General features: G+C 62.0%; 16 protein-coding genes and 1 pseudogene. 12 read left to right on the top strand and 5 right to left on the bottom strand.

What is annotated here, in order from left to right; all coding sequences use genetic code 11:
- Window positions 1–176: 176 nt before the first annotated feature.
- Window positions 177–520: pseudogene (locus ATY75_RS20620) on the bottom strand (siderophore-iron reductase FhuF); the annotation flags it as partial.
- Between the two features lie 3 nt (window positions 521–523).
- Window positions 524–2,698, bottom strand: a complete 2,175-nt coding sequence (locus ATY75_RS20615) for a TonB-dependent siderophore receptor (protein WP_088938976.1) — start codon at window positions 2,696–2,698, stop codon at window positions 524–526.
- Window positions 2,699–3,049: 351 nt separating this feature from the next.
- On the opposite strand from ATY75_RS20615, the gene ATY75_RS20610 reads away from it, so the two are divergent.
- The 10 genes from ATY75_RS20610 to ATY75_RS20565 all read left to right on the top strand — a co-directional run bounded on the left by ATY75_RS20610 (window position 3,050) and on the right by ATY75_RS20565 (window position 12,587).
- The gene (locus ATY75_RS20610) at window positions 3,050–3,793 is read left to right on the top strand and encodes a FadR/GntR family transcriptional regulator (protein WP_088938975.1); all 744 of its coding nucleotides are present in this window, start codon (window positions 3,050–3,052) and stop codon (window positions 3,791–3,793) included.
- Window positions 3,777–5,375, top strand: a complete 1,599-nt coding sequence (locus tag ATY75_RS20605) for an ABC transporter substrate-binding protein (protein ID WP_088938974.1) — start codon at window positions 3,777–3,779, stop codon at window positions 5,373–5,375. Before ATY75_RS20610 ends, ATY75_RS20605 begins: the two co-directional genes overlap by 17 nt.
- A gap of 93 nt (window positions 5,376–5,468) precedes the next feature.
- Window positions 5,469–6,428 (top strand): ABC transporter permease, encoded by a 960-nt coding sequence (locus tag ATY75_RS20600; RefSeq protein ID WP_088938973.1) that lies wholly within the window; start codon window positions 5,469–5,471, stop codon window positions 6,426–6,428.
- 2 nt (window positions 6,429–6,430) lie between these two features.
- The gene (locus ATY75_RS20595; protein WP_088938972.1) at window positions 6,431–7,309 is read left to right on the top strand and encodes an ABC transporter permease; all 879 of its coding nucleotides are present in this window, start codon (window positions 6,431–6,433) and stop codon (window positions 7,307–7,309) included.
- Window positions 7,310–7,332: 23 nt separating this feature from the next.
- A complete protein-coding gene (locus ATY75_RS20590; RefSeq protein ID WP_088938971.1) occupies window positions 7,333–8,250 on the top strand; it encodes a dihydrodipicolinate synthase family protein in 918 nt (305 codons plus the stop codon).
- 8 nt (window positions 8,251–8,258) lie between these two features.
- Complete coding sequence (locus tag ATY75_RS20585; RefSeq protein WP_088938970.1) at window positions 8,259–9,275, top strand: ABC transporter ATP-binding protein; 1,017 nt, start codon at window positions 8,259–8,261, stop codon at window positions 9,273–9,275.
- A complete protein-coding gene (locus ATY75_RS20580) occupies window positions 9,276–10,229 on the top strand; it encodes an oligopeptide/dipeptide ABC transporter ATP-binding protein (protein ID WP_088938969.1) in 954 nt (317 codons plus the stop codon).
- Between the two features lie 24 nt (window positions 10,230–10,253).
- A complete protein-coding gene (locus ATY75_RS20575; RefSeq protein WP_088938968.1) occupies window positions 10,254–11,189 on the top strand; it encodes a dihydrodipicolinate synthase family protein in 936 nt (311 codons plus the stop codon).
- Between the two features lie 173 nt (window positions 11,190–11,362).
- A complete protein-coding gene (locus tag ATY75_RS20570) occupies window positions 11,363–12,037 on the top strand; it encodes a L,D-transpeptidase (RefSeq protein WP_088938967.1) in 675 nt (224 codons plus the stop codon).
- Window positions 12,038–12,050: 13 nt separating this feature from the next.
- The gene (locus ATY75_RS20565; RefSeq protein ID WP_088938966.1) at window positions 12,051–12,587 is read left to right on the top strand and encodes an OmpA family protein; all 537 of its coding nucleotides are present in this window, start codon (window positions 12,051–12,053) and stop codon (window positions 12,585–12,587) included.
- A gap of 32 nt (window positions 12,588–12,619) precedes the next feature.
- Here the strand turns inward: ATY75_RS20565 and ATY75_RS20560 are convergent, their stop codons facing one another.
- Window positions 12,620–15,082, bottom strand: coding sequence for a glycoside hydrolase family 3 C-terminal domain-containing protein (locus ATY75_RS20560; RefSeq protein WP_088938965.1), 2,463 nt, complete (start codon window positions 15,080–15,082; stop codon window positions 12,620–12,622).
- A gap of 147 nt (window positions 15,083–15,229) precedes the next feature.
- Between ATY75_RS20560 and ATY75_RS20555 the strand changes: the two genes are divergently transcribed.
- Window positions 15,230–15,865, top strand: coding sequence for a TetR/AcrR family transcriptional regulator (locus tag ATY75_RS20555; RefSeq protein WP_088938964.1), 636 nt, complete (start codon window positions 15,230–15,232; stop codon window positions 15,863–15,865).
- Here the strand turns inward: ATY75_RS20555 and ATY75_RS20550 are convergent.
- Window positions 15,823–16,710: an alpha/beta hydrolase family protein gene (locus ATY75_RS20550; RefSeq protein WP_088938980.1), complete on the bottom strand. Its 888-nt coding sequence runs from the start codon at window positions 16,708–16,710 to the stop codon at window positions 15,823–15,825. The two genes, ATY75_RS20555 and ATY75_RS20550, sit on opposite strands and share 43 nt — an antisense overlap.
- A 153-nt stretch (window positions 16,711–16,863) precedes the next feature.
- On the opposite strand from ATY75_RS20550, the gene ATY75_RS20545 reads away from it, so the two are divergent.
- The gene (locus ATY75_RS20545; protein WP_088938963.1) at window positions 16,864–17,787 is read left to right on the top strand and encodes a LysR family transcriptional regulator; all 924 of its coding nucleotides are present in this window, start codon (window positions 16,864–16,866) and stop codon (window positions 17,785–17,787) included.
- A gap of 141 nt (window positions 17,788–17,928) precedes the next feature.
- On the opposite strand, the gene ATY75_RS20540 is transcribed toward ATY75_RS20545, so the two are convergent.
- Window positions 17,929–19,968, bottom strand: coding sequence for a methyl-accepting chemotaxis protein (locus ATY75_RS20540; protein ID WP_088938962.1), 2,040 nt, complete (start codon window positions 19,966–19,968; stop codon window positions 17,929–17,931).
- Between the last annotated feature and the right edge of the window lie 107 nt (window positions 19,969–20,075).

The raw sequence follows: 20,075 nt of genomic DNA, 5'->3' as shown, positions 1-20,075 counted from the left end.
ACGAACGAACCGTTGAAACTACATGGAGACGCATTGGAGAACTCTTGAAGGCGTTCAGTCCCCAGGAGTGCTCCAACTACCTCAGACATGCAGGGTATGGTTCAGAATAACCCTGACAGACTCTAATGGCGCGCGTTCGGTAGCGGGCAAGCTTCGCCGCAGCCACCAAAGCCCGGCCTATCGATCTCCAACGGCAGCCCGATCCAGTGCATGAATATCTGCGGGCTGGGCAATCGACAGGATGCTGAAATAGTAGAGGGCCCACATCGAGACGACCGCACGGCGGTCGCTACCTGGAAATTTTTGCGAATACCGGGCGATGAGCCCGTCAAAGAGTGCGGCGTCGCTGAGATCCCTGCAAGCAAGGACGATGCCCGTCTGCGGTGGGGCACCGAGCAGCTTGCCGCGGCCAATAGGAGAACGCGCCATCGCCCACCACGCCGTCAACGGCCTGGTGGGCGACAGGATGATTGGCGATCGAAGTCGGGCGCCGAGACGCCCTATTCGGCTCTGCAGCCATGCCTTACCACCGATACTTCAGCGTCCCGGTTATGTTGCGGCCCTGGCCGAGATAGCAGAAGCCTTCGTTGCAGACGGTGTCGCGCTCGTCGGCAATGTTGCGGATATTGAAGGCCGCGGTCAGGCCTTCGTATTTCTTGTCGACCGCACCGAAATCATATGATGCGGATGCGTCGATGTAGAAGCTCGACGGGTTCTTCGACGTATTGGCGGTATCCGTCCAGTTCTCGCTGACATAACGAACACCTGCGCCGACCGACAGGCCGTTGAAGGGGTTGGTTTCCTGGAACGTGTAGTTGGCCCAGAGGCTAGCGACATGCGAGGGTGTCAGGGCCGGCGTATTGCCCTCGTTTTCACCGCCGCCCGTCACTTCTGACTGGTTGTAGGTGTAAGCCGCGATAAGATCCCAGCCATCGGCTACCGCCGCGCGAGCTTCGAGTTCGACGCCCTTTCCGGTCACTTCACCGATCGAGCCATAGGCAAACAGCAGCGGATCGACCAGCACCGGCTTGTTCTTTTCGACGATGTGATAGGCAACGGCCGACAGGAGGATATCGGAGCCCGGCGGCTGGTATTTCACGCCGACTTCGTATTGTTCCCCCTCTGTCGGCGCCAGGATCTTGCCTGAGGTCGAACGGTTGGTCACCGGATCGAACGAGGTGGCGTAGGAGACGAAGGGAGCAATGCCGTTATCGAAGAGGTAGAGAGCACCGGCTTGCCAGGAGAAGGCGTTCTTGTCGACCTCCTCCGAGCTGACCGCGGGCAGGGTCGCATCGCGCGTCTGGTTCACCCAGGTCTGCCGGCCGCCGAGGTTGAAGCGCCAGTTTCCGACCTCGATCTGATCCATCGCGTAAATGCCGGCCTGTCGCATGTCGGCATCGGAAGCAAGGATACTATAGTCCGGCGTAGCGCCCGAGACTCCATAGGTCGGATTGGCGATATCGAAGTCGAACGCGGGATCGGCAGCGCCGGCGCCGTAGCCAAAGCTCGACTGGAGATTGGTGTAGTCGAGCCCGAACAGCATCGTATGGGCCAACGGACCCGTGTCGAACTTCGCTTCGAGCTGATTGTCGACCTGGAAAACGTTCATTTCGTCGCGGATCGCATTTGTGCCACGATGTGCGACGGTCCCGGTCCAGCCGGTAATGCCGAGATAGCGGGCCTCCAGATCGAGATGCGAATAACGCAGGTTCTGCCGGAAGGTCAGGCCGTTGTCGAATTCATGTTCGAACTGATAGCCGACCTGCTGCTGCTTGACCTTCTGGTAATCGTAGTCGGGATCGCTCTCCCTGAGTTCGTGGAACTTGCCGTCCAAGGTCGTGATCGCGCCGACATTGGAATCGGTCTCGTCCGACTGCGCCAGACCGTATACCGTTAGGGACGTGCCCTCGTCAGGCTTCCAGGTGAAAGACGGCGCCAGGAAATAGCGGTCGTCGGCAATATCGAAATTCGTGTCGCCGCGGCGGGCGAGACCGACGATGCGATAGAGGAAATCGTCGTTGCCCTCACTGATAGGCCCGCCGAAATCGAACATCCCCTGCAGCCGGTCCTTGGTGCCGTAGGTAATGCCGACTTCGCGGATCGGCTCCTCGGTCGGAAGCTTCGATATTTTGTTGACGAGGCCGCCCGGCGATCCCGCACCGTAGAGAACGGAAACTGGCCCCTTGATCACCTCGACGCGCTGTAACTGATAGGGATCGGTGCGGAACATGCCGTAATTCATGTAGGGCTGACGCAGGCTGTCACGAAAGTCGCCGACCGTCGTGATGTTGAAGCCGCGAATGTAGATCTGGTCAAATCGCGGATCGAAACCGTTCGGTCCGGTTGTCACGCCAGCGGTATAACGCACCGCCTCGATGACGCTCTGCGCGCCGCGCTGCTCGATTTCCTTCTCGGTGGTGACGGAGATCGAACGCGGCGTTTCGACGAGCGGCGTGCTGATCTTGGTTGCGCCCGCGCTGTTCTTGGCGGTAACGGACGTCCGGTCGGTCTTGCTATCAGAGGCTGCACCTTGAATGACGATCGGTTCCAGCGCCGTCGCGGTGTCACCTGTGGTCGCGCTCTGGGCGGCAGCCGGTAGGGCTGCAATGCCGGTCGCGATCAGAGCTGTCGTGGCAAACAGGCTATCCCTGTAAATTCTGGGTACAATATTAGAAACATTCAGAAAAACACGCGCCATTCTTGGTCCCTACCTCACGGATGCGGGCGGAACCTATGGAGCGAAGGAAGCATTGTCAACATAAGATGATTATTTTAGTCACCTTTTATTGATGAAATCCATGGCTTTCGGCACTCCCGAACAGGTTGCACACGTCCCCGAGGCTTGGCCCGGCCTCAGCCTCGCTTTTCAAGCGTCCAATTCCACATCGAAGTGAGCGCCGCTCTCGCCGGGACGTTGTTTTCCACGAGCGACTTCGCCGCAAATGTCGGGCACCCGACTCATCACCCAAAAGCCTATCCACTTGACAGATATCCTACAAGTATATATGTAGTGGTCATCCTTATCGGCGATGCTAGGAAGCGACCCGGCATGACATTGAAATCGATGAAGCCGCTGACGCGCGCACCGCTTTTGCACGTCTCCGTGCAGGAAAGTCTGCGCGCCTATATCGACGATAACGGCCTTGCCCCCGGAACCCTGCTTCCGGCGGAAGGAGAGCTTGCGACCCAGCTCGGTGTCAGCCGCAATTCGCTGAGGGAAGGCATCAAGGCGCTGGAATCGCTCGGCGTGCTGGAGACACGGCGCGGCGTCGGCATTTTCGTGAAGGCATTTTCCTTCGAGCCGCTTCTCGACAACCTCGCTTACGGCCTCGGCGGCGCCCTGCGGCAGATCGAGGAGGTTCTCGAAATCCGGCGCACGCTTGAGGTGGGATTGATCGGCAAGACGATCGATATGATTGGCGAGGAGGACATTGCCGAACTGCGCGCCACAGTCGATCGAATGCGCGCCCATGCCGAGCGCGGTAAAACCTTCGCGGCGGACGACCAGTTGTTCCACCGGCTGCTGTTTCGCTGCCAGGACAACGAGACGCTCGTACGGCTGATCGATGTCTTCTGGCTCGCCTTCTACAAGGCGTCGGATTTCGTCAATCTTGAAAATACCGATCCGATGGCGACGTGGCGCGATCACGCCGCAATCGTCGATGCGATCGAGGCAAAGGATCTGGAGGAGGCGCGCCGGCGCCTGGATCGCCATTACGAGGGAATTGCCCGGGTGATTGCCAATAACAAGACAAGTTCAAACATGGGAGGAACGCATGAAAAGACTGTCTAGACTATCCGCTATCGCGCTTGGCGCCCTGCTGTCGACAACAGCCGTTCCGGCTCTTGTCGTTTCGGGCGCTGCGATCCACGCGCAGGCTGCCACCCTGTCCGGCGGCTTCGATGTCGGCCCGGGAGGCTTCCAGGGCAACTTCAATCCGCTGGCGGCGACCGCCGGCTTTACCTGGCTCAGCATCTATTACGAACCGCTGATCACCTATGACGAGAAGCTGCAGAAAGTCGTCGGCGCGCTGGCGAACGCCTACGAGATCAGCCCCGATCAGCTGACCTACACGTTCAAGCTCGCCGACGCCAAATGGCATGATGGCAAACCCTTTACCGCCAAGGATGCGAAATTCACCCTGGACCTTGCGACGGATGCGAAAACCGGCTCGGTGCTCGCGGCCCGGCTGAAGGGCATATCGTCCGTCGAGGCGCCGGACGATCACACCGTCGTCATCAAGCTTAGCGCACCCAGCAGCAGTTTTCTCGACACGATGACCAAGGTGATGATGCTGCCCGAGCATGCGCTCGCCGCGATACCGGCTGACCAGCTGGCGAAGAACACCTGGTGGTCCACCGCGCCGATCGGCACCGGCCCGTTCAAATTCACCAAATACGTCTCGGATCAATATGTCGAGCTTGCCGCAAACACCGATTATCGCGGTGGCAAGCCGGCGCTCGAACGCGTCATCAACCGCTATTTCGCCAACCCGGCCGCGGCGATCGCGGCCCTCCGATCCGGCGAGATCCAGTTCACCTATGTCGATTCCAACGACGTGCCGACCTTCAAGGACAACAAGGACTTCAAGGTCATCGAAGGCAACTCTTTCGTCGTCAACTATCTGGGCTTCAACCACGATTCCCCGATCTGGAAGGATTTGCGCGTCCGCCAGGCGGTGATGTATGCGATCAATCGCAATGCCATCATCCAGAGCCTCTATGGCGGTGCAGCCAAACCGGCCAACTGCGCCTATGTCGCCGAACAGCTGATACCCCAAGGCATCGACAGCTACGCCTACGATCCCGAGAAGGCGAAGCAACTGCTCAAGGACGCCGGCTGGGATCAGATCAACGGCAGCAAGCCGATCACGCTTCTGACCTATTACACCACGCCGCTTGCCACCAACGTTCTTGCCGCAGTCCAGGCGATGCTTGCCCAGGTCGGCATCAACATCGTGCCGCGCGCCGTCGATGCGCCGACCTATAACAGCATCGTTCTCAATGCGACGCCGGATATTGCCCAGTTCCAGATGGTTTACGCCGGGCTGCAGAACGGGCCGGATGCCGGAAGCATCAATGTCGGCCTCAACGAGAAACAGATCCCTCCGGCCGGACCGAATGTCGCCAGAGTGCGAATGCCCGATCTCACCAAGGCGCTGGATAGCGCGCTTGCCGAGCCCGACAGCGCCAAGCGGGATGCGGCCTACCAGGACGTCTGCAAGGTGATGAACACCAACCTGCCCTGGGCGACGCTCTGGGTGGCAAACCGCTACGGCATCGTCTCGACCAAGGCCAAGGATTTCGTTTGGACGCCGGCGCCGGGCGGCGGCCCCTACCAGGCCGACCCGCAGAAATGGTCGATGGCCGAATAACGGTTTCCGCAAAGGCTCAAGGGTGGCTTCGGCCACCCTGACAGGACGGCCCGACAAGGCGGCCCGACAGACGGCCCGACAGACGGATTGACGATGCTCCGATACAGTCTTAGACGCCTGATCATAGGAACAGGCATGCTCGTCGCCCTGAGCATGCTGATCTTCCTGCTGTTGCGCCTGACACCCGGCGATCCGATCGATGCCTATATCGATCCGAACCTGCCGATGTCGCCGTCGCATCTTGCCGATCTGCGCCGACGCCTCGGGCTCGACCAGCCCTTGCCGGTCCAGTATCTGGGCTGGCTGCAGCAGGCGCTGGCGGGCAATCTCGGTTATTCGATCAAGCGTCTCGACCAGCCGGTTCTCAGCCTGGTGCTGTCGCGGATCGGGCCGACGGTGCTGCTGATGGGCACCGCACTTGCCTTCGCCATCGTCGCCGGCATCGCCTGCGGGGTGATCGGCGCCGTCCGCCGCAATTCGCTTGCCGATCTCTCCCTGTCGGTGGTCGCGCTTGCCGGCATTTCGAGCCCGGCATTCCTCAGCGCGCTGATCGGTCTCTATATCTTCTCCGTCCGCCTGCACTTGATGCCGTCGGGCGGCATGCTGACGCCGGGCGAAGAATTCTCGCTCAGTGATCTGCTCCACCACCTGATCCTGCCGGCAGCGCTTCTGTCCGTCGCCCAAGCCGCGTTGATCATGCGGTACATGCGCGCGTCGCTGCTCGAAGTTCTGAACCAGGATTACGTCCGCACGGCGCGCGCCAAGGGCGTTCGCGAGTTCTGGGTCATCAGCAAACATGCGTTGCGCAATGCGCTTCTTCCGATCGTCACCCTGATCGGCTCCACCATCGGGCTTGCGATCGGCGGCGCCATCTTCATCGAGAGCGTCTTCAACTGGCCGGGCATGGGCCTTTTGCTGGTCGATGCCGTACAGACCCGCGACTACCCTGTCATCATGGGCGCGACGCTCGTCATCGGCACTTGCGTTATCGTCGTCAATCTTTTGACCGACATCACCTATGCGGTCGTCGACCCGCGCATCAAGGTGGGCTGACCATGCTGGCACGCGCCCCCCAGCACCGCAGCCCGGGGCCGCTTGCCCGCGCCTTCAGCCGTTTCATGCTCAACCGCGCGGCGGTTGCCGGCGTCTGCATGGCCGTTCCGATGCTGCTGCTGATCCTTTCCTATCCGCTCTGGTGGGCTTTCCAGCCGAATGACATCGATCTTCTGGCGATGAATAGCGGCCCGACGGCCACTCACTGGTTCGGAACCGACGGCGTCGGCCGCGATGTCTTCGCGCGGGTGCTCGAAGGCGGCCGGATCTCGCTGCTGGTCGCCATCGCATCGACCGCGTTTTCCGCCATCATCGGTTTTCTCTTCGGGGCGATCTCGGTACTTGCGGGTCGTTGGGCGGATGCCGTCTCGATGCGCTTCGTCGATCTGGTGATGACCCTGCCGCCCGTCATCTTCCTGCTTGTGCTCGCCTCGATCGCCGGCACCGGCATCTGGCCGACGGTGCTGGTCATCTCACTGCTCTCCTGGCCGCTGCTGGCGCGGATGATCCGCTCCCGGCTGCTGGAATTGCGCGAGCGTGATTTCGTCATGGCCGCCCGCGGCATGGGCGCCGGCATCGGGCATCTGCTCTTCCGCCACGGCCTGCCGAATTCGATCGATATCCTCGTGGTTTATGCGACGCTGCAGATCGCCAACGCCATCCTGCTCGAGGCCGGCTTGTCCTTCCTCGGTCTTGGGATCGCCCCACCGGCGGCAAGCTGGGGCAACATGCTGAACGCCGCCCGCTCCACCGCCGTGCTCGAACAATATCCATGGCAATGGCTCTTCCCCGGCGGCGCGCTGATCCTTGCCGTGCTTGCAATCAACTTCATCGGCGATGGCCTCAGAGATGCCTTCGACCCGCGTGCCGAACTGAACTGAACTGACGATCGAAAGAAGCGAAAATGGCCAAATTCAAGGGTGTCGTCCCCCCCGTCGTAACGCCGCTCAATCCGGATCTTACCGTCGACTACCCCTCCTACACCAGGGTGCTCGAACATCTGATCGACGCCGGCTGCCACGGCGTATTCGTGCTGGGGTCGACGAGCGAAGTCATTTTCCATGACGAAAAGACCCGCCGCGAAATCATCGAGCATTCGGCCAAGGTGGTGAACGGCCGCGTGCCGCTGATCGTCGGCGTCATCGATCCGACCACCGATCGGGTCATCGCCCATTCGAAGGTCGCAAAGGCCGCCGGCGCCGACGCTGTGGTCGTGACCGCCCCGTTCTATACGGTCACCAGCCAGTCCGAGATCCTCGATCATTTCCGTTATGTCAGAGATGCGGTGGACGTTCCGCTGATCGCCTACGACATTCCCGTTTGCGTTCACGTCAAGCTGCAGCGCCAGACCGTCATTACGCTTGCCAGGGAAGGCGCCATCATCGGCCTCAAGGATTCCAGCGGCGACGACGGCAACTTTCGTTATGCGCTTCTCGACCTCGCCGAGCACAAGGACGTCTTCCTGATGACCGGCTCCGAGATCGTCGTCGATACCGCCCTGCTGATGGGCGCCCACGGCGTCGTTCCCGGCATCGCCAATGTCGATCCGCACGGCTATGTCAGACTCTGGGATGCCGCGCAGCGGGGCGATTGGGCCGCCGCAAAGAAGGAGCAGGAGCGGCTCTGCCGCCTGTTCGAAATCGTCTGGGTCGCCCAGGGCCGTGTCAGCGGCGGCGCATCGGGCATCGGCGCGTTCAAGACCGCCATGCAGCGCCTCGGCATTATCGACAGCGCCGTCATGCCGCGGCCGCGCGCCTCGCTCAACGATGCGGAAATCGCACGGATCGACGAGATACTGCGTGCAACCGGCCTGCTGAGCTGAGCCGGCCGATGGAACAGACGGCCGAACCGGTACTCGACATCAGGGGATTGCGAACGATCTTCCGCATCCGCGGCGGCGAGATCGCGGCGGTCAACGATATCGACCTGACGGTCGCCGCCGGCGAGACGCTGGCGCTCGTCGGCGAATCCGGCTCCGGCAAGTCGGTCACCAGCCTGTCGGTCATGCGGCTGCTGACCCGCAACATCGGTGTGATCGCCGCCGGCAGCATCCGCCTGACGACGAGAAGCGGCGCGGTCCGGGATCTTGTTTCCCTGGGTGAAGAGAGCATGCGCAGGATCAGGGGCGACGACATCGGCATGGTGTTCCAGGAGCCGATGTCGAGCCTCAATCCCGTTTTCACGATCGGTGACCAGATCGCCGAGCCGATCCGCATCCATCGCGGCGCGAACCGGAAGGCCGCAATGAACGCAGCCGTCGCCTTGCTGGAAAGCGTCGGCATACCGGATGCCCGGCGCCGTGCCGGCCAATATCCGCACGAATTGTCGGGCGGCATGCGCCAGCGCGCCACCATCGCCATGGCGCTCGCCTGCGATCCGGCCCTGCTGATCGCCGATGAGCCGACCACGGCGCTCGACGTGACGATCCAGGCGCAGATCCTCGATCTGCTGCTCAAGCTGCAGCGCGAGCGCGGCATGGCCATGCTCTTCGTCACCCACAATCTCGGCGTGGTCGCCGAAATCGCCCACCGCGTCGCGGTGATGTATGCCGGAAGGATTGTCGAGCAAGGGCCGGTCGGCGAGGTTTTCCGCAATCCGAAGCATCCCTACACGATGGGCCTTCTCGCCTCCATGCCGCGGCTTGGCGAGGCATCACGGATGAAACAGGCCGGCGAAAAACTCTCTGCCATTCCCGGCATGGTTCCGGGCCTGATGAACATGCCGAGCGGCTGCGCCTTTTCCCCACGCTGCAAATTTGCGATCGACGCCTGCCGTGCCGCGATTCCGGCACTCGAACAGGTCAATCCGCAGCACCGCAGCCGCTGCATCAGATGGCAGGAGATCTAGATGAACGCGCCCCTGCTCTCCGTCCGCGACCTGTCCAAACATTATACGTCCCGCGGCACGCGGCTGAACATTCTTGAGGGCATCTCCTTCGATATCGCCAAGGGGGAGGTCGTCGGACTTGTCGGCGAATCCGGCAGCGGGAAAACCACGATCGGGCGTTCCGTCCTTCGGCTGGTCGAACCTTCCTCGGGCAGTGTCCGCTTCGACGGACAGGAACTCACCGGACTTTCCCCTTCGGCGCTGAGGCGGCAACGGCCGCGCATGCAGTATATTTTCCAGGACCCCTTCGCCAGTCTGTCGCCGCGCATGACGATCGGCGAAATCCTGACGGAGGGCCTGAAGATCCAGGGGATCGGATCGGCACGCGATAGGCTCCAACGAGCGCAAGCCGCGTTGGCTCAGGTCGATCTGCCTGACGATGCGATCCATCGCTACGCGCATGAATTTTCCGGCGGCCAGCGCCAGCGCATCGGCATCGCCCGGGCATTGACCTTGTCGCCCGAATTCATCGTGGCCGACGAGCCGGTCTCGGCCCTCGACGTGTCGATCCAGGCGCAGGTGATCAACCTGTTGCGTGAGCTGCAGCAGCGGCTTGGCCTTACTATGCTGTTCATCTCGCATGATCTCGCCGTCGTCGAATATATCTGCGACCGGGTGATCGTGCTCTATCTCGGCCGCATCATGGAGATCGCGCCGAGTGCCGATCTCTATGCGAGACCGCAGCATCCCTATACGCGCGCGCTGCTCTCCGCGATCCCTTCACCCGATCCGGATGCCCGCCGCGACAGGCAGATCCTGAAAGGCGATATCCCCAGCCCGGCCAATCCGCCGAGCGGATGCGTTTTTCGCACGCGCTGTCCGAGCGCGCTCGAGGCCTGCGCCGGCACCGTTCCGCAATTGCGGGAAATCGCGCCCGGCCACCTCAAGGCCTGCATTCGCGACGACCTCAACTGATCCATGATCCATCGGGGAAAACAGATGAACGCGAAGACCCCGCATCCAGCCATCGGCGGCAACTGGGCAAGCCTGCTCCTGCCGATCGCAGCCGATGACAGCATCGAATTCGATAAGCTCGGCGAAGAGATCGACATCCTCATAGCTGCTGGCGTCGACGGCATCTATTCGAACGGCACCGCCGGCGAATTCCACAATCAGACGGAGGAGGAATTCGACAGGATCCAGGCGATGCTGGCCGAACGCTGCAAGGCTTCCTCCATGCCATTCGTGATCGGCGCCTGCCAGCCCGACCCGCGGATCATGCTCAATCGCCTCCGCCGCGCCGCGGCACTCGATCCCCGCGCCATTCAAGTCATATTGCCGGACTGGTGGCCGCTCACCGATGCCGAAGCGGTCGACTTCCTGAAACGGGCGGCCGACGTTGCCTGCGGAATTCCGCTCGTCCTCTACAATCCGCCGCATGCAAAACGGGTGTTGGCGCCAAAAGCGCTGGGCATGCTCTGCGCGGCAGTGCCCCAAGTGATCGGCGTCAAGCTGGCCGATGGAGACGGTTCCTGGTACGCGGAAGCACGCCAGCATCTGTCCGGGCTTTCGCTCTTCGTCCCCGGCCATCATCTCGCAACCGGCGTCAGGCAAGGCGTCGCTGCCGGCTCCTTTTCCAATGTGGCCTGTCTCAATCCCCGCGGCGCTCAGATCTGGACGGTGTCGATGCGAAACGAACTCGACGCCGCACTCGAACTGGAACGACGCATTTGCGCGTTCATGGACGCCCATATCGTCCCCTTCCGCCAACAATTCGGCTATTCGAACGCCGCTCTCGACAAGCTTTTGAGCGCCATCGGCAATTGGGGACCCGTGGGCACCCGTCTGCGGTTTCCTTATCGTTGGATCGACACGGAAGAAGCGGTCAGGTTGCGGCGCATCGCCCGTTCCGACCTTCCCGATCTTTTTCCCTGAGGTTCTTCGGGGATGGAAGAGCTGCCTCCGGGAGTAATGATTGAAGCAACATAGATCCAGGCGACCTGAGACGCGACACCCGTCCTGAGCGAAGAGAAGAATTTTCTGTTGTCGCAAATGAAAAATCTGATTTACTGATATTCCGCTGCTTGGCTTTAAGGGGGATATTGCCGATGCTGGGGACCCGCAGGGAAATTTTGCTTGGTGGTTTGGCGTTACTTGGCGCCGGTGCGGTCGGCAGACCGGCATTCGCCGCGGCGTCGTCCTATTTTGATGGCACCATCGTCGACAATGGCGTGACGTTCCGAGGGACCAACTTCGCCAAGATCGACAGGAAGTGGCACCGCCAGGTCGTCAAATATTTCAGCAGCGAGCCGATCGGCACCGTCGTCGTCGATACAAGGCACCATTTTCTCTACGTGATCATGGAGAACAAAACCGCCATTCGCTACGGCGTCGGCGTCGGCCGCGAAGGCTTCAAATGGTTCGGCCGCGCCACGATCGACGCCAAGTCGCTGTGGCCGCGCTGGACGCCGCCGCCGGAGATGCGCAAGCGCCATCCCGAACTGCCCGAATTCGTCGCAGGCGGCTCACCGAAGAACCCGCTCGGCCCCCGCGCCATGTATCTGCATCGCGACGGCGTCGACACCGGCTATCGCTTCCATGGCACGCTTGAGCCCTGGAGCATCGGCAAGGATGCCTCCAGCGGCTGCATCCGTATGTTCAACGAAGACGCCATCGACCTTTACCAGCGTTGCCCGATCGGCACGGCCGTACAGGTTCTGCCGCATATTGCCGACCAGGCCGAAAGCACCACGCAGCTCAGCCAAACAACCCCGGTCGAATAAGGAATATCACCTGATGTCTGCTACAACAGGATATGCGAGCCGCCTTCTCGCCGCGGCCATGCTCCTGGCACTTGCCGCCTGCTCCACCACGGAGATCGCCTCCCTGGAAGAACCCACTGCCGCGCCGATGACCGGCCAGACCAACGATCCGGCGCCCGGCTTCGAAAACGTCGCGGCCGGAAGCGAAGAGGATTTTATCCTCAATGTCGGCCGGCGGATCTACTTCAAGCAGGACTCGGCCGCACTCGATTCCGTCGCCATGGCAACCTTGGACAACCAGGCCAATTGGCTCAACAGGAACCCGACCTGGCTGCTCAAGCTGCAGGGCTTTGCCGACGATTCCGGTTCTGCTTCCAAAATGCAGACGCTGTCGCAGAAGCGCGCCGACGCGGCGATGACCTATCTCGCCTCAAAGGGCGTCGATCCGAAGCGCATGTGGGCCAAGGGCTACGGCAACGATCGCGAAGTCCGCGACTGCACGGAGCGCTCCTGCAAGGTACAGAACCGGCGCGTTGTCACCAATCTCCGCAGCCAGCCCGACGCTGTCTGATTGCAGGTCAGCAGCGGCCTCGTCGCCCGCCGTCAGTGAGACGGCGGCAGCACGTAGCTGGATGGGGACGACAGCTCGACGACGAACCTGACATCCGCGGCATTCGCCGCCCCGATTAGCTGATAGTCGCCTGCTTCGGCGCGGAAGGCGCCGGCCTCGACGTCGAAATAGGCGAGGTCGCGCGGCAGGATTTTCATTGTGGCCGTGCCGGTCTCGCCGGGCTGCAGCGAAAGTTTTGCGAAGGCACGTAGCTCCTTGTCCGGCCGCTCTACCTTGGTCTTCGGCGAACGCACATAGAGCTGCACCAATTCGGATCCCGCCCGGTCGCCGGTATTGGTCAGGTCGACACTGACGGTCACGCCTTCGGCGCCCATTTCGCCAGCCGACAGCCGCGGTGCACCCCAGGTGAAGCGGGTATAGCCAAGGCCGAAGCCGAAGGGGAAGAGCGGCTCGACGGCATGGGTATCGTGATGACGGTAACCGACGAAGACGCCTTCGGCATAACGCACATGCCCATCCTTGCCGGGATAGACGGCGGGATCGCCTGTGATGGCGGAATTGTCGGCCAATGCCTTCGGGAATGTCTGCGGCAGGCGGCCGCCGGGCTCGACATCGCCGAACAGCACATCGGCGAGCGCATTGCCGAGTTCCTGCCCCGGATACCACATCTCGAGCACGGCGCGGACCTTGCCGAGCCAGGGCATTTCCACCGGGCCGCCGGTCTGCAGCACGACGACGGTATTGGCGTTGGCGGCCGCCACCCGCTCGATCAGTTCTTCCTGCCGGCCCGGAAGCCGCATGTCGGGCAGGTCCAACCCTTCCGTATCCCATTCGCCGTCGCGGCCAACGAAGAGAAGCGCCACATCGGCATTCCGGGCCGTCTCGACGGCTGCCTCGATATCGGCCTCGCCGAGCGGTTTTTCCACGCCGAAACGAACAGCGATGAGGTTGATGCCCTCGCCGCTCGCGATGGACGGCTCATACGCAACCGTCAGCTGATAGGCTCGGCCGGCTTCGAGCGCCACGCTGCCGCGCTGTTCGTCATTGGCGGTGCCGAAATAGTTTTCGCCGCGTGTCCAACCCTCATGGCCGTCGACCATCAGCGCACCATCGACGAAGAGCCGCGCCAGGCCGGCATTGGTCATGCCGAAGACATAATCGCCGCTCTCCTCCGGCACGTACTGCATGGTCATCCTGGCCGAGAAATCGGCAGGGTCGAGTTCGCCCGATGGCAGCTCGAACCAGAAGAACTCGCCCTTGTCGACGATTTCCAAATGCAGCGGCTCGCCCTTGCAGCCGCGTCCCTTGAAATATTCGACGGTGATCTTTCCCTTGAACACGTCGATCAGGCGATTGTGGCGGCAGCCGACCGCATGGCTGATGCTGTTGGCATTGGAAAGGGCGGTGCGGATGCCTTCGAGCGGGCTTACCGTATAATGCGCCGCGATCTGCGCACTGCCGCCGCCCATGACGCGGGCGCTCGCCGCATTCGGTCCGATGACCGCGATGCGGTCGAGCGAGGTCTTGGCAAGCGGCAGGATGCCGTCATTCTTGAGGAGAACCGCGCCCTCGGCGCCGAGGCGCCGGATCAGTGCACGATCCTCCGGCAGATCGATTGCCCGTTCCGTCAGATCGGGCTTGTTCTCGAAGGCGCCAACGCGCTCCAGCAAAACCAATATGCGCCGCGCCGCGGCGCGTACCGCAGCGGCTTCGACCTTGCCCTCGCGCACGGCAGCGACCAGCTTTTCGCCGCGGTCGCGCGCCGGCCCCGGCATTTCGAGATCGAGGCCGGCATTGATCGTCTCGGCGGTCGAATGCGAGCCGAACCAGTCGGACATGACGATGCCGTCGAAGCCCCATTCCTCGCGCAGCACCTGGGTCAGCAGCCAGTGATGCTCGCTGGTATAGGTGCCGTTCAGGCGGTTATAGGAGGACATGACGGCCATGACGCCGGCGCGGCGCACCGCCTGTTCGAAGGGCGGCAGGTAGATTTCGCGCAGCGTCCGCTCGTCGATATCGGAAGACATGGTCTGACGCTCGATCTCGGATTCGTTGCCGGCGAAATGCTTGATCGTCGCCGCGATCCCCTCGCCCTGCACGCCGTCGATATAGGCGACGGCCAATTCGGCCGTCAGCATCGGATCTTCGGAATAACATTCGAAATTGCGCCCGTTGAGGCCGGAGCGGTGGATATTCACCGTGGGTGCCAGCAGCACGGCCGCACCCTTGCTCTTTGCTTGGCGCGCAAGGGCTGCGCCCATCTGCGAGACGAGATCGGGATTCCAGCTGGCGCCGAGCGCAACGGCGACGGGAAAGCAGGTCGCCTTGACGCCGGCGACCAGCGAACCGGCGCCGCGTGCGCCGTTCGGCCCGTCCGTCACCTTGATCTTCGGCACCCCGAGACGCTCGACCGGAACGGTCGTCCAGAAATCGGCGCCGGATAGCAAGGAGACCTGCTCCTCGAGCGTCATCTGGTCGAGAATGGAATCGATCATGCAAACCTCCCAAGGAAATCCTTAAACCTACCGATTACTCGGTATTTTTAAGATGTCAATCTGGCAAGCCTGATGTATGGATGGACAGCATGGACGAAATCGGCTGAAGGCGCGCCGATTGCCGCGCTAAGAGGCAGACAGGAGACTATGGCGGAATTGTCGGAACAGCAGACCGGAGAGGAAAAACGACGGCGCCGATCCCGCAAGGGAGAGACACGCCGCGCGGAAATCCTGAGGGCGGCGATGCGGCGTTTTGCCGAAGACGGCTACCAGAATGCGGCAATCGGCGACATCGCCCGCGATGTCGGCCTGTCGCTGCCCGGCCTGCTGCACCATTTCCCCACCAAGGTCGATCTGCTGCTCGCGATCCTCGCCAAACGCGATCTCGAAAGCGCCGATTTCATCGGACATTATCGCTCCGATCTCAGCGGCCTGCTCCAGGGCATGGTCGCCGTCTTCCGCCGCAACACCGAATTGCTCGAGGTCGTCAGGGCCTTCGCCATCCTGAATGCGGAGAGCCTTATGAAGGACCACCCCGCCAAGGCCTGGTTCCTCGCCCGCGCCACCCAGATGCAGAACGACATCGCCGCGACCTTCGGACGGGCGATTGCCGACGGCACGATCGACGCCAAGATCGATGGTGAGGAGATGGCCGCCGAACTCATCGCGGTGATGGACGGCCTGCAGATGCTCTGGTTGCGCGACCCCACCCGCTTCGACATGGTCGGCGGCCTGGAAGCCTATGTCGGCCGGCTGCTGGCAAGCCTCGGTTTGGAAGGCTGATCACATAGAGCTTCATCGAAGCGAGCCAACCAATCCATGATGCGGCTTACCGCTTCGTGATATCTTTGCCCGACCAGCAAACCGGTATGCGTCGTCCCCCGGAGACCTAGATATTCGCCGCCAATGTGGCGTGCCGCCGCCCTACCGCGGCGATCATCGTCTTCACCGTCGACAGCCGAGATGACCAGGCTGGGACATGTGATCTTTTCGCCATCGACGGAAATTCCTTCCGCCCCGCAATGAAAGGAAAATGCAGCGAATGCCTTCGCCGATTCCATCGACAGGTACTTCCGCTGAAACTCGATATCTTCGGGCGTTTCATCGGCGCTCCCTTGCTCCTCGCGTGCCGGCGCCGGCACAACAACGCCGGGCATTCGTGGCGCAAGGTCGCGATAGGGCACCTCGGCATGCACTTCCCTGCAAATGCTGGAATCGATCAACACCAGCCCGGCAATCCTGACGTTTTCCGCCAGTTTCTGGCTAAGGATTCCTCCCATGCTGAAGCCGATCACGATTGGGGCGACTGCGCATTCCTCACCGATGTCGAAGATCGCCTGGCGGATGTCATCGAGGTAGTCCTCAAAGGTGACCTTGGTCAAATCGACCGATCGGCTCTTGTAGTGGCCGCGCAAGTTGAGGCAATACGCTCTCCATCCGGCCGATATGAAGTGAGGAATGTACTTGCTCCACATCCAGCTCCCGGTGAAGGCGCCGTGAACGAAGAGCAGAGGCGGCCGGACGGAATGATCCGAGCCCTTGTCCCCATGGAAAACGTCTAGAAGCAGGTCGTTCTCTCCGATGTATTTCGCCGTGTGCTTGGGCAATTCTTTCACAAAGTCCCGCATGCCGCTTACTCCTTCGTATTGGCAGATATCGCCCGCGGGCTGCGCCTCGCTGGCCCGCGGCTTCGAGAACAAAGGATATTTCATACGCAATATTGATCAATTGCCCATGTCGGACATACATAAAGGACACAATATCTCTAATCTGGGTGCTGCATGGAAAGCCTCGCGAGCATTTTTGCCCTTGTCTACGCTGCCGAACAGCAGAGCTATGTGGGGGCCGCGCGCGTCGCCGGAGTTTCGCCATCCGCCATCGGAAAGGCGGTCGCGCGTTTGGAAAGCCGGCTGGGCGTGCGGCTCTTCAACCGCACGACACGCAGTATCAGTCTGACCGAGGAAGGGGCGGTCCTCTACGAACGCTTCAAGCGCATCATCGACGATATGGAGGATGCCGAGGCAACCATCGTGCGTAGCCGCGAACGCCCCAGGGGACGCCTGCGGGTCAGCGTGCCGCATATCGTCGGCCATCACCTGCTGATGCCGATCCTGCCGGTCTTCGCGGCGCGATTTCCGGAGATCGAACTGGACATCGATTTCGAAGACAGGGTCATCGATCTGGTCGCCGAGGGCCTGGATGTCGTCGTGCGCAGCGGCGAGCTTGCCGATGCACGGTTGATCGCCCGCCGTCTCGGCGATCAGCATTTCGTCGTTTGCGGCAGTTCCGACTATCTCGAGCGTCGCGGACGGCCGGAGACGCCTGATGATCTCGCCCGGCACGCCTGCATTCACTTCAAATATCCATCCAGCGGCCGGATCGCGCCATGGGCATTCCATCCGCCATCTGAGCGGCTGCTTTTGCCGAGAAGCCTGACCTTCAACAATACCGATGCGGGACTGCGGGCAGCACAGGCCGGCCTCGGGCTCGCGCATCTGCCGGTCTATGTCGCCGAGCCGCACATCCGAGCCGGCACTTTGATGCCCGTCCTCACCGCCTTCATGGCGCCATTCGGCTCGCTCTCGCTCGTCTGGCCATCCAACCGGCAGCTTTCGCCGAAAATCCGCGCTTTCGTGGATTTCGTGGTCGAGAATTTTGCCGCCCGACCCGAGGCATTTCGACCGGCGATAAACTTGTCCCGATGATCAGATCTATGCGAGCCGATCGTTTCGATCGGTGCTGCAACGCCTTGCCTTTCGCCCGCAGTCACCGCCCACCCGGTAACTCCCGGCATCGGAATTTACTGAAATTGAGCGGGTTCAACAGGCGCGCCGGCCGAGCCGATATCAGAACTCCTCCCATGACGCCGCCGCGGCAGTCGCCGTAGCAGTGCGGCCGCCAAAGGCGCCGGCGAGCTTCTGGCCGAGTGTGCGCGCCGGCGAGGCAACCGGTCTGCTCTGGGGAGTGGCAGCACGTGGCGCGGCCTGTGCAGCGTCCAGCTTGAAACGGGCGATCAGCCGGGCAAGATTGGCTGCCTCTTCCGCCAGCCGGTTGGTCGCGGCGGTGGATTCCTCGACCATGGCCGCGTTCTGCTGCGTCACCTGATCCATCTGATTGACGGCAGTCGAGACTTCGGAGAGACCGGTCGACTGTTCGCGGGCGGCCGTCGCGATCGAGCGCACATGCTCGTCGATCTTGACCACATGGCCCTGGATATGGCCGAGCGCCTCGCCCGTCGCCGTCACCAGCTTGACGCCGGAATGGACCTCGTCGCTGGAGCGGTTGATCAGCACCTTGATGTCCTTGGCGGCATTGGCCGAACGCTGCGCCAGTTCGCGCACCTCCTGCGCCACGACGGCAAAGCCCTTGCCGGCCTCGCCGGCACGCGCCGCCTCGACACCGGCATTGAGCGCCAGAAGATTGGTCTGGAAGGCGATCTCGTCGATGACGCTGATGATCTTGCCGATTTCGCCCGAAGCCTGTTCGATCCGCCCCATGGCCGAAACGGCCTGACTGACGACGTCGCTCGACTGGCCGGTGCCTTTCTTCGCCTCGTCGACCATATGGCTGGCTTCCAACGCACGCTCTGTGGAGTGCTTCACCGCGACAGTGATCTCCTCCAGGGCGGAGGAGGTTTCCTCCAGCGACGCCGCCTGCTGCTCGGTGCGCTGCGACAGATCTCCGGAGGCGATCCGCATCTCGCCGGCGCCGCCATTGATGATATCGACGGCCGCCCGCACCTCGCCGAGCACGGAGCGCAGGTTGGTCATCGTCGCGTTGACATTGTTCTGCAGCTCCGCGAAAGACCCCTGGAACTCGCCGCGCATATTCTCGGTCAGATCGCCATTCGCGAGCGCCGAGACGACCCGGCGGGTTTCCGCGACGCCGCGGTCGACCGAGGCGATGAGCTGATTGAGACCGATGACGATGCGATTGAGATCGGGATAGCCGAACTCCTCAGGCGCACGCTGCGTGAAATCGCCCGCCGCCGCCGCCGTGATGACCGTGTCGATGCTCTTCTGCATTTCGATGACTTTGGCCCGCTTATCCGCGCCGGCGGCATCCAGTTCGCGCACCCTGGCGCCGTTCTGCTTGAAGACTTCGACGGCACGGGCCATCTCACCGATTTCGTCGCGCCGGCCGGCGAAAGGAATGCCGGCGTCGAGATTGCCGCCAGCGAGCTCGTTCATGCTCGCGGTGATCCGGCCGATCGGCTTTGCAATCGCCCGGGCGCCAAACACGGCGGAGCCGATCAGCGTGGTGATCGTCAGCAGGCCGATGCCGAGATTGAGAAAGAGAACCAGAACGGCGGCGGCATCCGCCTCCTCCCCAGCCTTTGTTGCCATCGCCTTTGCCGAATCCACTCCTTCGTCGAGCAGCTTGGCCGCCTCATCCGAAATCGCCATCAGCTTTGCCTGAGAGTCCTTCTCCTTTGCGTCGAGGGAAGTGTCGCCAGCTTTGAGGGCGAGTTTTGCCTTGGTAATGTCGACCATGTCGCCGGTAGCGTTGAAAAGGCTCTCGGCCAGCGTTTTGAGCTTCACGATCCGGTCCCTGTTGACCTGCATCCGCAGTCCGCCCATGGCATCGTCAAGGTATTTGATCACCGAGTGATGGCGGGCCGCGAGGTAATCGGCGGCCTTGGCGATCTCGGCGGCGGAGGCGGCGAGACGCAGATCGCGCACCCCGACCTGCATGCCCCGCCATGAAGCCTTGGCATCGACCAGGTCGCGGGAAACGACCAGCTGGCCCTCCTGATATTTCGCGCGTTCATAGACGTGCTGGCCGCCCTGCCAGACGGTGAGCAGCATCACCGCCACCAGAAAAATGCCGATGGCGGAAAGGGTGGCCAGTTTGGCGCTGATGCGCGAAAAAATGCTTGCGGGCATGTATCGGGTCCTGCTGAGCGCAACAGGAGTCCTCATATCCCCTGCCCGCCACGGAATGGGTGATCGACTTCATTCGACCGCCATCTACGCGCCCGGCTTTCCGAGAT

The sequence above is a fragment of the Rhizobium sp. N122 genome (genome assembly GCF_002211295.1).
Lineage (GTDB): Bacteria > Pseudomonadota > Alphaproteobacteria > Rhizobiales > Rhizobiaceae > Rhizobium.
This window is presented reverse-complemented; position numbering and strand designations above follow the sequence as displayed.

What these genes read in the sequence shown, in the direction of transcription:
- ATY75_RS20615 (WP_088938976.1), bottom strand. Translation starts at nt 2,698, where the DNA reads ATGGCGCGTGTTTTTCTGAATGTTTCTAATATTGTACCCAGAATTTAC.
- ATY75_RS20610 (WP_088938975.1), top strand. Translation starts at nt 3,050, where the DNA reads ATGACATTGAAATCGATGAAGCCGCTGACGCGCGCACCGCTTTTGCAC.
- ATY75_RS20605 (WP_088938974.1), top strand. Translation starts at nt 3,777, where the DNA reads ATGAAAAGACTGTCTAGACTATCCGCTATCGCGCTTGGCGCCCTGCTG.
- ATY75_RS20600 (WP_088938973.1), top strand. Translation starts at nt 5,469, where the DNA reads ATGCTCCGATACAGTCTTAGACGCCTGATCATAGGAACAGGCATGCTC.
- ATY75_RS20595 (WP_088938972.1), top strand. Translation starts at nt 6,431, where the DNA reads ATGCTGGCACGCGCCCCCCAGCACCGCAGCCCGGGGCCGCTTGCCCGC.
- ATY75_RS20590 (WP_088938971.1), top strand. Translation starts at nt 7,333, where the DNA reads ATGGCCAAATTCAAGGGTGTCGTCCCCCCCGTCGTAACGCCGCTCAAT.
- ATY75_RS20585 (WP_088938970.1), top strand. Translation starts at nt 8,259, where the DNA reads ATGGAACAGACGGCCGAACCGGTACTCGACATCAGGGGATTGCGAACG.
- ATY75_RS20580 (WP_088938969.1), top strand. Translation starts at nt 9,276, where the DNA reads ATGAACGCGCCCCTGCTCTCCGTCCGCGACCTGTCCAAACATTATACG.
- ATY75_RS20575 (WP_088938968.1), top strand. Translation starts at nt 10,254, where the DNA reads ATGAACGCGAAGACCCCGCATCCAGCCATCGGCGGCAACTGGGCAAGC.
- ATY75_RS20570 (WP_088938967.1), top strand. Translation starts at nt 11,363, where the DNA reads ATGCTGGGGACCCGCAGGGAAATTTTGCTTGGTGGTTTGGCGTTACTT.
- ATY75_RS20565 (WP_088938966.1), top strand. Translation starts at nt 12,051, where the DNA reads ATGTCTGCTACAACAGGATATGCGAGCCGCCTTCTCGCCGCGGCCATG.
- ATY75_RS20560 (WP_088938965.1), bottom strand. Translation starts at nt 15,082, where the DNA reads ATGATCGATTCCATTCTCGACCAGATGACGCTCGAGGAGCAGGTCTCC.
- ATY75_RS20555 (WP_088938964.1), top strand. Translation starts at nt 15,230, where the DNA reads ATGGCGGAATTGTCGGAACAGCAGACCGGAGAGGAAAAACGACGGCGC.
- ATY75_RS20550 (WP_088938980.1), bottom strand. Translation starts at nt 16,710, where the DNA reads ATGCGGGACTTTGTGAAAGAATTGCCCAAGCACACGGCGAAATACATC.
- ATY75_RS20545 (WP_088938963.1), top strand. Translation starts at nt 16,864, where the DNA reads ATGGAAAGCCTCGCGAGCATTTTTGCCCTTGTCTACGCTGCCGAACAG.
- ATY75_RS20540 (WP_088938962.1), bottom strand. Translation starts at nt 19,968, where the DNA reads ATGCCCGCAAGCATTTTTTCGCGCATCAGCGCCAAACTGGCCACCCTT.